Source organism: Cryobacterium sp. M91, from assembly GCF_002929615.1.
GTDB lineage: Bacteria > Actinomycetota > Actinomycetes > Actinomycetales > Microbacteriaceae > Cryobacterium > Cryobacterium levicorallinum.
On the sequence record NZ_PJJT01000089.1, the window covers coordinates 126,634 to 138,341 of the forward strand.

Genomic DNA, 11,708 nt, shown 5'->3' on the forward strand with positions numbered 1-11,708 from the left:
AAGCGCGAAGTTAGCTCAGGCGCAACAGCGGGTGCAGGCCCTTCGCGGTCTCCTGGGCAGACGACAGGCCGGCCAGGGCGAGCCAGTTGCCCAGCATCCGGTAGCCGCCCTCGGTCAGGACCGACTCCGGGTGAAACTGCACGCCCAAAATAGGAGCGGTTAGGTGCCGCAATCCCATGATGACCCCGCCCGGCGTGCGCGACGTGACGATCAGGTCACTCGGCACGGTCGACGCAACGACGGCGAGGGAATGGTAGCGCGTTGCTGTGAACGGTTGCGGCACACCCTCATAGAAATCGCTGCCGTCATGCGTGATGAGCGAGGTTTTGCCATGCATGAGTTCTTCAGCATTGGTCACCGTGGCCCCGAAGGCCTCGGCGATGGCCTGATGGCCGAGGCAGACGCCGAACAGGGGCAGGTTGGCCGCCAGCGCGGCCTCGACGACGGCGATGGACACACCGGCGTCTGAGGGCTTCCCGGGGCCCGGCGAAACGAGCACGCCGTCGTAGTCGGCAATCCGAGCGGCTGCATCGGTCTGCTCGAAGGAATCGTTGCGCACAACGTCGGTGTCCGCGCCGAGCTCCATCAGATACCCGTTGAGGGTATAGACGAAGCTGTCATAATTATCGATAACCAGAATTCGGGTCATGGGCCGTCTACCGTCGCTTCCTCGCTGCTCAGAATTCCATCGATCCACGGATACACCCAGGTGGCCAGCACGGCCAGTACAGCCACCAGCAAAATCAGGACCAGAATGATGCGCACCCAGATCGGTCCGGGTAGAACACGCCACAGTGCTGCGTACATAAGAGCCTCCTAGCCTTGAGCGGCGATGATCGGTGCGAGCTCGGTGGGAGCGCCGGCCGAAAGTGGCTGCCACGACTCAAGCACGCCGTAGGCGATGATACGTTCTGCGGTGGAGTACAGCGGATTGCAACTGGTGAGCGTGATGATGCGGTCGACCGGGGTTCCGTCCGGATAGTTGGGAACGGATGCCAGTACCTGCACCTGCGACGGTGCCACGTACTCGGTATCGCGGTACCGGTAGGTGTAATAGCCGTCGGCCGTCTGCACGTAGATGGCGTCGCCGAGTTGCAGCTCGTTGATCAGGTGCATGCCACCGCCGAAGGCGCTGCGGTGCGCGGCAATCGCAAAGTTTCCGACTTCGCCGGGCATCTGAGTGCCAGCGTAATGTCCGATGCCCAAACGGTTGCTGTTCAAGACGTCATGGCCGGTGCCTTCGGCAATGCTGCGGTGGTAGTCGGCACCGAAACGAGGCACATACAAAACCGCGAACGCCGTGGCATTGCCGGGTGCAGCGGCAACGACGGGCTCGCCGTAGTCCACCGCTACGCGGGCTGCGTCCGGTTCCGTCGGATCAGCCGTCGCTTCGGGGAACGTCGGCGACGTGTCCTGGGCGATCCAGTCCTGGCTGATCTCACTCGCAGCCGAGGACTGCGAATTGGCCATGATCATGTCATTCCACCACAGCTGCCAGCCCAGAAATAGCAGCACGAGTGCACTGGCCGTGATCAGCAGTTCACCGAGCACGCCCAGGAGTGTGACCTTGGCGGACGGGGCTGTACTTGAGCGGTGCCGACGTTTGGTGCCAGCGCCGGGCGACTCCGACCCATCGGGCACCGGCGCGGTGCGATCGTCTGCCTGTGGACACATATAACAAGTCTACTGACCAGAGTTGTGCGCGGCCCCCGCGTCAAAGCCACGAAAACAGGCGGAGACGCTAGGATCGCAGCATGGCACGTAAGAATTCTCGCACCAAGCCCGCCCGCACCGAAGTTGCCCGCTCGAACGAGGACGCGCCCAACGCCGTCTGGTTCAAGCCGGTCATGTTCGGCTTTATGCTGCTCGGCCTGGCCTGGATCATCGTGTTTTACGTCAGTGGCAGCCAGCTTCCCATCGCGGGTCTCGGCGCCATGAATATTCTGGTCGGCTTCGGAATCGCATTCATCGGCTTTCTGATGACCACGCGCTGGCGCTAGTTCGGCCGCACCGCCGAGTCACGAACCGCCCACGCAACGGTCATTGAGCGGATGCTGCCCGGCTGCCGGAATCCAGCAGTGCGGGTAATGACACTGGTGTAATTATCCCCATGTGGATAGACCTGTGGATAACTTCCCGGTGCACCGGGTGGTTAGCTGATCGGGGCGAGCAGGCTCACAATTTTGAGGACTCCGATCACCACGAGGAGAGCGGCGACGCCCGCGAGCAAGACGATCTGCAGCCCCTTTTGTGCCGGCCGCCGGGTACGCATGAGAACGAACCCGATGAGTGCGCCCCCGATTATGCCGCCGAAGTGAGCCTGCCAGGCGATCCCCGGAATGAAGCTCACGACCACGTTGATGCCGAGCAGAACCAGCAGCTGCTTCGAATTTCCGCCAAGACCGCGCTGAATGACCAGGAAGGCACCCATGAGCCCGAACAGGGCCCCTGATGCCCCGACGACGTAGGTGTAGGGAGCAGCCAGCACCAGAACACCGATCGACCCGGCGAAACCGCTGATCAGATACAGCGCCAGGAAACGACCACGGCCGAGCATCCCCTCGAGCATCGGACCGAAGATCCAGAGCACGTACATGTTGAGCAGCACGTGAAACGGCAGGCCACCTTGCGAGTGCAGAAAAACACTGGTCAGCATGCGCCATGGCTCAATGAGGGTGAGGGCTGGCGCGTAGGCGAATCGTTGGGTGATCCCGAGACCGGGGATCCATTGCAGGATGAAGACGAGGACGGTAATCGCGATGAGCGCGTAGGTCACCGTGGGCTGACCGCTCCCGGTCAGCCGGGTGAGCACGGTGGGTTTGATGCGGGGTGCGTTCTTGCGCTGCAGTTTCATGCATTCGGGGCAGATAACGCCCACGGCAGCCTGGGTCTGGCACTCGGCGCAGATGGTGCGCCCACAGCGCTGACACAGAATGAAGCTCTGCCGCCCCGGATGGCGGTAGCAAAAATTCGCCGCCGAGGCCGGCAGATCACTCATTTTGGTCTGAAATACGGGTTAGACGGATTCGACGGAGACGCTCTGGATGATGACGTCTTCCAGCGGGCGGTCGCGACCATCGGTGGCGACGGTCGCGAGCTTCGCGACGATTGCGCGGCTGTCCTCGTCTTCAACGGCACCGAAGATGGTGTGCTTGCCCTGCAGCCAGGTAGTCGGCACGACGGTGATGAAGAACTGCGAGCCGTTGGTTCCGTGACCACCCTGGATTCCCGCGTTCGCCATTGCGAGCACGTAGGGCTGGGTGAAGTCGAGGTCGGGGCTGATTTCATCGTCGAACTGGTAGCCAGGACCGCCGGTACCCTGGCCGAGCGGGTCGCCGGCCTGGATCATGAAGTCCTTGATAATGCGGTGAAAAACGGTGCCGTCGTAAAGCGGCGTGGTGGAGGCGACGCCCGTGGCGGGGTGCTTCCACTCGATCTCGCCGGTCGCGAGGCCGACGAAGTTCTTGACCGTCTTCGGCGCGTGATTACCGAAGAGATTGACCTTGATCGGTCCGAGTGTGGTGTTCAGGGTGGCGACAGCGGTGTGCTTAGACATACACCGATTCTTGCACAGCAACCGTCGCCCACCCTGCTCGACCCCGTGTGCTTCCGGTGCGTTCCCAGTGCATTCGCTGGCAAGACATCGATTGCGCGCCAAGGTTTCAGTGGCAAGATGGGCACTCAGTGGCAAGATAGACACACATTCGCCACACACGACATCGATGGAGGGTCCAGATGAGCCTGTCACGCAAGCGCCGCAAGGAACTCACTCGGCTGCGCAAAAGCGCAGACGAACTATGGAGCCACCAACAAGAGGTATTGGAGCGCGCTAACGTGCTGGCTCGCCAGGCCGGTCACCAGGCCGGCGTCCTCGCCCGTGAAGAAGTTGCTCCGCGCGTTCGCGAGAGCTACGACCACTACGTTCGCCCGGGCGTGAACGCCACCCAGGAAGCCGCCGACGGCGTTCGACGCCGCGTGGTGAACGATGTCCTTCCCGGCATCGGTACCGCCATCGGCACGGTCTTGTCGGTCGGCGACGTCGCGCGCGACGCCCGCGTGCGGGCCGCGCTGGGCCGCATCCGCTTACAGAAGCCCGTCGTGGTCGAACCTAAGGGCGTGGGGGCGGGAACGTACTTCGCCCTCGGTCTGGCCGTCGTCGCCGCTGCAGGCGTCGCCTACGCCGTCTGGCAGACGTTCCGCGCCGACGACGAGCTCTGGGTCGCCGATGACGAGGCTGAACCGGCCACGTCGCAGGAAGACTAGCGCCGCAGCACCACCCGCTTGCAGGGCCCGCATCCAGTGGATGCGGGCCCTGCCGCGTTAACGGCCGTAGCGGCCCGCAGTGACCGCCGCCGCGACGCCGGCTAAGCGGATGCCCAGTCCTGGTAGGGAAAAATCCCCGGAAGTACAAGAAAAGGCCCATCCGTAGACGAGCCTTGAATTGTGGAGCCACGGGGAATCGAACCCCGGACCTCCTGCTTGCAAAGCAGGCGCTCTACCAATTGAGCTATGGCCCCGCTTTCTCACCCTGTTTATAGCGAGTGAGAACTGATGAATCTGGTGCTGCGTGGGGATACCGGGATTTGAACCTGGGACCTCTTCATTATCAGTGAAGCGCTCTAACCAACTGAGCTATATCCCCCTGTTGGGCAGATTGAAGACTATCGGAATCTGGCCGGAACCTGAAATCGAGTCACGCCGCGGTGCGGCGGATTTACCCAAATTCGGGCGTGAGGGCTATTTCCGCGGAGAAACAGCCCTCGATCGTGCCTACAAAGGCTTGACTGCAGCTTAGTTGTTGGTGAAGCCGACGAGCAGACCGCCGGTAATTTTGACGCTCAGGTTGTACAGAACGGCATAGATGGCGCCGAGCGCGGTGATCACGACCAGGTTCAGCACGGCCACAACGACCGCGAAGCCCATAACGTTGCCGATCGAGAGAATGGCGGCCAGGTCGGCCGATTCTCCCGCCACGGTGGCGTACAGCTCATCGACACTGGTCAGTACCTCGGTCTGCACGAGCACGGTGTAGGTGAGGAAGGTAGCGACGATGGTGACGATCGCCAGGCACACCGCCACCAGGAACGACAGTTTCACGCTCGACCAGAAGTCGACGTAGACCAGTTTGAGTCGAACCTGCTTGCTTGTGGTCTTACGAGTGGACTTCTTGGCGAGCTTTTCGGCGACGCTACTCATTCGGTGTCTCTACTTTCCCTGAATCCGCGTGAGGAACAGCGCCGTCTGCAGCACTGCTGTCGACCGCACCAGCTGGTAGATCGGCATCCGTCACATCTTCTTCGTCGGTGATTTCATCGGTTTTTTCATCCGTGGCGACCAGATTACGTTCAATGTTTTTCGCGATGGAAATGATTCTGTCTTCATTCGCAAACTTTGCGAAAACAACACCCATTGTGTCCCGACCCTTGGCCGGAACCTCGGCGACGTCAGAGCGTACCACCTTGCCACTGGCAAGTACCACAAGGACCTCGTCCTCGGGATTCACGATCAACGAGCCGACCAGATCGCCGCGATCGTCGTTGAGCTTGGCCACCTTAATGCCCAGGCCGCCACGATTCTGCAGCCGATACTGGTCTGCCGCGGTGCGCTTGGCGTAGCCCCCCTCGGTGACGACGAAGACGTAGCCGTCATCATTGATAACGGATGCGTCCAGCAGCGTATCCTCACCGCGGAAGTGCATTCCGATCACGCCGGACGTGCTGCGACCCATCGGGCGCAGCGCTTCGTCGGTGGCGGTGAAGCGAATCGACATGCCCTTGCGGGATACCAGCAGCAGGTCGGAATCATCTTCGACCAGCAGGGCAGAGACGAGCTCGTCGCCCTCACGCAGCTTGATCGCGATGATGCCGCCGGTGCGGTTAGTGTCGTATTCACTAAGCGCGGTCTTCTTGATCAGTCCATCGCGGGTGGCGAGGGTCAGATATTGGGCAACCCCGTAGTCACGAATGTCGAGAATCTGTGCGATTTCCTCGCCCGGCTGCAGCGCGAGCAGGTTGGCAACGTGCTGGCCCTTGGCATCGCGACCGGATTCCTGCGCCTCGTACGCCTTGGCCCGGTAGACCCGACCGGTGTTGGTGAAGAACAACAGCCAGTGGTGTGTCGTGGTCACGAAGAAGTGTTCGACCACGTCGTCGGCGCGCAGTTGAGCGCCCTTGACGCCCTTGCCACCTCGGTGCTGGTTGCGGTAGTTATCGCTCCGGGTGCGCTTGATGTAGCCGCCGCGGGTGACGGTGACCACCATCTCCTCTTCGGGGATGAGATCCTCGATCGACATATCGCCGTCGAAACCGAACATGATTTCGGTGCGGCGGTCGTCACCGAACTTCGCGGTGATCTCGGCGAGTTCTTCGCTGATGATCGTGCGCTGACGCTCGGGGCTGGCCAAGATCGACTTGAATTCGGCGATCTGCACTTCGAGTTCGGCGGCCTGGTCGATAATCTTCTGGCGCTCGAGGGCTGCCAGGCGGCGCAACTGCATGGTGAGAATCGCGTCGGCCTGAAGCTTGTCCACGTCGAGCAGAGCCATCAGGCCTTCGCGAGCGTCGTCGACCGTATTCGACCGACGAATGAGAGCGATAACCTCATCGAGAGCGTCCAGCGCCTTGAGATAGCCGCGCAGAATGTGGGCATCCGCTTCGGCCTTGTTCAAGCGGAATTGGGTGCGCCGAACGATGACCTCGATCTGGTGCGCGACCCAAGCCGAGATAAAACCGTCGAGGGCGAGCGTGCGCGGCACGCCGTCGACGATGGCCAGCATATTGGCGCCGAAATTTTCCTGCAGCTGAGTGTGCTTGTAAAGGTTGTTCAGCACAACCTTCGCGACGGCGTCGCGCTTGAGCACGATAACGAGGCGCTGGCCGGTGCGACCAGACGTCTCATCCCGAATGTCGGCGATGCCGGCTACTTTGGCGTCCTTGACCAGATCGGCGATCTTGATCGCGAGGTTGTCGGGGTTCACCTGGTAGGGCAGCTCGGTAATTACGAGGCAGGTGCGACCCTGCAACTCTTCGATGCTGACCACGGCACGCATCGTGATCGAACCACGCCCGGTGCGGTAGGCGTCCTGAATACCCTTGGTGCCGAGGATTTGAGCGCCGGTAGGAAAATCAGGTCCCTTGATGCGCGAAATCAGCGCTTCGAGCAGCTCGTCGCGGGTGGCGTCGGGGTTGTCAAGGTACCACTGGGCGCCGGCGGCGACCTCGCGCAGGTTGTGCGGCGGAATGTTGGTGGCCATACCGACGGCGATTCCGACCGAGCCGTTGACCAGCAGGTTCGGAAAGCGGGCCGGCAGCACGGTCGGCTCGAGCGTGCGGCCATCGTAGTTGTCCTGAAAATCGACGGTGTCTTCGTCGATGTCGCGCACCATTTCGAGGGCGAGCGGCGCCATCTTGGTTTCGGTGTACCGCGGGGCTGCTGCGCCGTCATTGCCGGGGGAACCGAAGTTTCCCTGGCCCAGGGCGAGCGGATACCGCAGACTCCACGGCTGAACCAGACGCACGAGCGCGTCGTAGATCGACGAGTCACCGTGCGGGTGGAACTGTCCCATCACGTCACCGACGACGCGGGCGCACTTGGAGAACGCCTTGTCCGGGCGGTAGCCGCCGTCGAACATGGCGTAGATCACCCGACGGTGCACCGGCTTCATACCGTCGCGCACGTCAGGCAGCGCACGCCCGACGATGACGCTCATCGCGTAGTCGAGGTAGGAGCGCTGCATTTCCAGCTGCAGGTCGACCTGGTCGATCTTGCCGTGCTGCACGAGGTGGGCCGCCGCCGCCGCGTTCGCTGCACTCAGTTCAGGGGTCACTGCTTCGGGCGTATTCGAGTCGGAGTTGCCCGTGGTGTCATCAGATGTCAAGGAAACGCACGTCCTTCGCGTTTTTCTGGATGAAGTTGCGTCGGGATTCGACGTCTTCACCCATCAGGGTGGAGAAGATTTCGTCGGCGGATGCCGCATCATCCAGGGTGACCTGCAGCAGGGTGCGGGATTCGGGAGCCATCGTGGTTTCCCACAGCTCCTTGTAGTCCATCTCGCCGAGGCCCTTGTAGCGCTGAATGCCGTTGTCCTTCGGGATCCGCTTGCCCGAGGCCGCGCCATCGGCAAGGAGGGCGTCGCGCTCGGCATCGGAGTACACGTATTCGTGCGGTGAGTTGGTCCACTTGAGCCGGTACAGCGGCGGCTGGGCCAGATAGACGTAGCCGAGGTCGATCAGCGGACGCATGTATCGGAACAGCAGTGTCAGCAGCAGGGTCGTGATGTGCTGGCCGTCGACATCGGCGTCGGCCATTAACACGATCTTGTGGTACCGAACCTTGTCCGGGTTGAATTCTTCGCCCATCCCAGCACCGAAGGCCGTGATCATGGCCTGAACCTCTGCGTTACCGAGGGCACGGTCGAGGCGAGCCTTTTCGACGTTGAGGATCTTGCCGCGCAGCGGCAAGATCGCCTGGAACTCCGGGTTGCGCCCCTGAACGGCGGAGCCGCCGGCCGAATCGCCCTCGACGATGAAGATCTCGGACAAGGAGGGGTCCTTGCTCTGGCAATCCTTGAGTTTGCCCGGCATGCCGCCGCCCTCGAGCAGTCCCTTGCGACGAGCGGTTTCCCGAGCTTTGCGGGCCGCCATACGAGCGTTCGATGCCTGTAAGGACTTACGAATAATTTCGCGGGCCGGGTTCGGGTTGCGGTTGAACCAGTCGGTGAGCTGATCGTTGGCGACCTTTTGTACGAACGACTTCGCCTCGGTGTTGCCGAGTTTGGTCTTGGTCTGGCCTTCGAACTGCGGTTCGGCGAGCTTGATCGACACGACCGCGGTCAATCCTTCACGCACGTCATCGCCGGTGAGGTTGTCATCCTTTTCTTTCAGGATGCCCTTTTCGCGGGCGTACTTGTTCACGAGTGTGGTCAGCGCGGCGCGAAAACCTTCTTCGTGGGTGCCGCCCTCGTGGGTGTTGATCGTATTCGCGTAGGTGTGCACGCTCTCGGTGTAGGCCGTGGTCCATTGCATGGCCACTTCCAGCGCCATCTTACGTTCGTGGTCTTCCCACTCGAACGAGATGATCTCTTCGTTGACGAGGTCAGCCTTTTTGGCACGGTTGAGGTACTCGACGTAGTCGACGAGTCCCTGATCGTACTTGAAGGTGTTACTAACGACCGTGCCGTCGTCATCGCGGTGGGCTTCACGCTCGTCGGTGAGGGTGAGACGCAGGCCCTTGTTTAAAAAACCCATCTGCTGAAAACGAGCGCGCAGCGTTTCGTAATCGAAATCGATCGTCTCGAAGGTCTCAGCGCTCGGCCAGAAGGTAATGGTGGTGCCGGTTTCGTCGTTCGCTTCGCCCTGTTCCAGGGGAGCGTTGGGGACACCGTTGGCGAAACTCTGGCGCCAAATGAATCCCTGGCGACGAACCTCGACCTCGAGGCGGCTCGACAGGGCGTTCACCACGGAGCTGCCGACACCGTGCAGTCCACCGGAAACGGAATAACCGCCGCCGCCGAACTTTCCACCGGCGTGCAGCACCGTCAGGACAACCTCAACGGTCGAACGGCCCTCTGCCTTGTGAATGTCGACGGGGATTCCGCGACCGTTGTCTTCGACGCGAATAGCGCCGTCGGCCAGAATGCGAATATCAATCGTGTCGCAGTGCCCCGCCAGGGCTTCGTCGACGGAGTTGTCAACGATCTCATAGACCAGGTGGTGCAGTCCGCGCGGTCCGGTGGATCCGATATACATACCGGGTCGCTTTCGAACGGCTTCCAGCCCCTCGAGGACCTGGATATCGTCTGCACCGTATTCGTGCTCCGGCTCCCGCTCCGCCACTATTGGGGATATATCTGGGGACGTGCGTTCGGGCGTCGGTTCAACTGTCATCTGAAAATAGGCTCCTGACCATCGCACGGGCGACCATTCAGTCTACCAAATGAGGCGAGACCAACCGGCCATAATCGCCGTTTGACGCCTTTTGTTCAAGGGGGTGACCTTATTTGCTGGATCACCCGTAGGTATCGCGTGGACCACGCCCTGGAATTGATCTGGGACCCTTTTTCCAGGATGGGGCGTTGGGCCCCTGGAAACGAATCGATTGGATGCCGGCATCTGGGTAGCGGGTCGCGATGTGTTCCATGATGACGTTCCGCATCAGACGTAGCTGTGTCGCCCAGGCAGTCGACTCGCAGTGCACCGTAAGTACGCCGTCATCGATGCCCGCCGGGGTGGAATGCTTGGCGGTTTCTTCACCGGCCAGCAGCATCCATGAAGCAAGCAGTTCCGATTGAGCCAGTGGTGAATTCCAGCCGAGTTGCATGGTGAGCGAGTTGATGGTGTCGCCGAGGCCACGCGGATCGCGTCCAATTCCAAAGGGCACACTCGAGCCGGCGGCCGGGGCGATGCGCTTGCGTCCGCGGGTACGGCGTGCGTTCGGATCGCCGAAGATACTCTTGAATCGTAGGTAAACCTGGCTGGCTTCACTGGCATTGGATTCCAGTGAATCACTGCTCTCTGGTGTTTCACGTGGAACATTCTGGTCAGCCATCGATGACCGCGCCGGCGTGAATGTGGATGGTGTGCGCCACCAGCGCCTGGGGAACGTCTTCCAGTACGGCGGCCGTGATCAGAACCTGCTCAAAAGACCCGATCGCCGCGGCCAGTCGGGCTCGGCGGTCCAAATCCAGCTCTGCGAATACGTCGTCGAGAATCAGCACTGGATCCCCGCTCGCTGAATCCTGGCGTAATAGCTGAGCGGATGCCAATTTCAGCGACAGCGCGAACGACCACGATTCCCCATGACTCGCGTAGCCCTTGGCCGGCAGCTCGTTGAGCATGAAGACGAGGTCGTCCCGGTGCGGGCCAGCGAGGGTTATACCGCGTTCGAGTTCACGTTTGCGGAGTCCTACCATGGCGGTACGAAAAATCTCAGTGGTGGAGGATTCCACCGAACCCGGTCCGGCCGCCGAGCCGATGCCGCCGAGCGCAGCCCCGTCGACGTCTTCATCGGCGCCGAGAATGCTCAAACTTGCCACCAAGGCAGGCCCATGGTCTTCATTCACAACGGCCCGATAGGCCGCGCGCAAAGGATCTCCGAGCAGATACACGAGTTTGGCCCGCTCGTCGATAATTTCTGAGCCGAACTCGACGAGTCGTTCGTCCCAGATATCGAGGGTGGACAGCTGATTTCCGCGGAGACCGGAAGAGCGCGCCGACTTGAGCAGGGTATTGCGCTGTTTGAGCACGCGGTCGTAATCGCTGAGAACCGCGGCCAGCCGCGGGGTCCGCAACACCAAAAGTTGATCGAGAAACTTACGCCGACCAGAGGGATCTCCGCGCACGAGCGCGAGGTCCTCCGGGGCGAACACCACACTGGAGAAATAACGGGGCAGGTCACGGGTCTTGATCACCGAGCGATTGACCTGCGCTCGATTCTGTCCGGTGCGGTTGAGTTGTACCTCGGCCAAGATGTCACGACCGTTGTACTCGAGTCGCGCCCGAATGATTCCGGCGTCCTGCCCAGCCCGAATCATGGCCTTATCGGTCGAGACCCGATGCGAGCCGAGCGTACTGAGAAAACCGAGGGCTTCGACCAGGTTCGTTTTTCCTTGACCATTGCGTCCGACGATGAGGTTAGGCCCGGCGTTGAATGAAACCTCGGCCGTCGCGTAGTTGCGAAAGTCGGTGAGCGAGAGGTGGGTGACCCGCACC

At 61.4% G+C, this 11,708-nt stretch carries 12 protein-coding genes and 2 tRNA genes; 2 read left to right on the forward strand and 12 right to left on the reverse strand.

The annotated features are described in order from the left end of the window. Positions 1-10 precede the first annotated feature (10 nt). Genes CXY80_RS15020 through CXY80_RS15025 form a run of 3 tightly spaced genes read right to left on the reverse strand, consistent with a single transcriptional unit; the run spans position 11 to position 1,674 of the window. Positions 11-649 (reverse strand): aminodeoxychorismate/anthranilate synthase component II, encoded by a 639-nt coding sequence (locus tag CXY80_RS15020; protein ID WP_092448028.1) that lies wholly within the window; start codon positions 647-649, stop codon positions 11-13. Beyond that, positions 646-807 carry a hypothetical protein gene (locus tag CXY80_RS19775; protein WP_166788417.1) on the reverse strand — a complete coding sequence of 54 codons (162 nt, stop codon included), beginning with the start codon at positions 805-807 and terminating at the stop codon, positions 646-648. The genes CXY80_RS15020 and CXY80_RS19775 overlap by 4 nt, the downstream gene beginning before the upstream one ends. A gap of 9 nt (positions 808-816) precedes the next feature. Further along, complete coding sequence (locus CXY80_RS15025) at positions 817-1,674, reverse strand: class E sortase (RefSeq protein ID WP_104132958.1); 858 nt, start codon at positions 1,672-1,674, stop codon at positions 817-819. An 80-nt stretch (positions 1,675-1,754) separates the two neighbouring features. Between CXY80_RS15025 and CXY80_RS15030 the strand changes: the two genes are divergently transcribed. Next, positions 1,755-2,000, forward strand: a complete 246-nt coding sequence (locus tag CXY80_RS15030) for a cell division protein CrgA (protein WP_092448026.1) — start codon at positions 1,755-1,757, stop codon at positions 1,998-2,000. A gap of 152 nt (positions 2,001-2,152) precedes the next feature. On the opposite strand, the gene CXY80_RS15035 is transcribed toward CXY80_RS15030, so the two are convergent. Together CXY80_RS15035 and CXY80_RS15040 are read right to left on the reverse strand one after the other, a co-directional pair. Beyond that, positions 2,153-2,854, reverse strand: a complete 702-nt coding sequence (locus tag CXY80_RS15035) for a rhomboid family intramembrane serine protease (RefSeq protein WP_369828702.1) — start codon at positions 2,852-2,854, stop codon at positions 2,153-2,155. 162 nt (positions 2,855-3,016) lie between these two features. Continuing rightward, positions 3,017-3,556: a peptidylprolyl isomerase gene (locus CXY80_RS15040; RefSeq protein ID WP_092448024.1), complete on the reverse strand. Its 540-nt coding sequence runs from the start codon at positions 3,554-3,556 to the stop codon at positions 3,017-3,019. Positions 3,557-3,735: 179 nt separating this feature from the next. Here CXY80_RS15040 and CXY80_RS15045 point away from each other — a divergent pair, with 179 nt between their 5' ends. After that, positions 3,736-4,263 (forward strand): hypothetical protein, encoded by a 528-nt coding sequence (locus tag CXY80_RS15045; protein ID WP_092448023.1) that lies wholly within the window; start codon positions 3,736-3,738, stop codon positions 4,261-4,263. Between the two features lie 181 nt (positions 4,264-4,444). Here the strand turns inward: CXY80_RS15045 and CXY80_RS15050 are convergent. The 7 genes from CXY80_RS15050 to recF form a co-directional block, all read right to left on the reverse strand. After that, positions 4,445-4,517 (reverse strand) — tRNA-Ala (locus CXY80_RS15050). Between the two features lie 51 nt (positions 4,518-4,568). After that, positions 4,569-4,642: transfer RNA gene (locus CXY80_RS15055), tRNA-Ile, on the reverse strand. A gap of 149 nt (positions 4,643-4,791) precedes the next feature. Further along, the gene (locus CXY80_RS15060) at positions 4,792-5,196 is read right to left on the reverse strand and encodes a DUF3566 domain-containing protein (protein ID WP_092448022.1); all 405 of its coding nucleotides are present in this window, start codon (positions 5,194-5,196) and stop codon (positions 4,792-4,794) included. After that, positions 5,189-7,813, reverse strand: coding sequence for a DNA gyrase subunit A (gene gyrA / locus CXY80_RS15065; protein WP_233195421.1), 2,625 nt, complete (start codon positions 7,811-7,813; stop codon positions 5,189-5,191). The genes CXY80_RS15060 and gyrA overlap by 8 nt, the downstream gene beginning before the upstream one ends. A gap of 52 nt (positions 7,814-7,865) precedes the next feature. Continuing rightward, positions 7,866-9,884 carry a DNA topoisomerase (ATP-hydrolyzing) subunit B gene (gene gyrB, locus CXY80_RS15070; protein WP_092448020.1) on the reverse strand — a complete coding sequence of 673 codons (2,019 nt, stop codon included), beginning with the start codon at positions 9,882-9,884 and terminating at the stop codon, positions 7,866-7,868. Between the two features lie 121 nt (positions 9,885-10,005). Further along, positions 10,006-10,545, reverse strand: a complete 540-nt coding sequence (locus CXY80_RS15075) for a DUF721 domain-containing protein (RefSeq protein ID WP_092448019.1) — start codon at positions 10,543-10,545, stop codon at positions 10,006-10,008. Further along, positions 10,538-11,707: a DNA replication/repair protein RecF gene (gene recF / locus CXY80_RS15080; protein WP_092448018.1), complete on the reverse strand. Its 1,170-nt coding sequence runs from the start codon at positions 11,705-11,707 to the stop codon at positions 10,538-10,540. The genes CXY80_RS15075 and recF overlap by 8 nt, the downstream gene beginning before the upstream one ends. Position 11,708 lies beyond the last annotated feature (1 nt).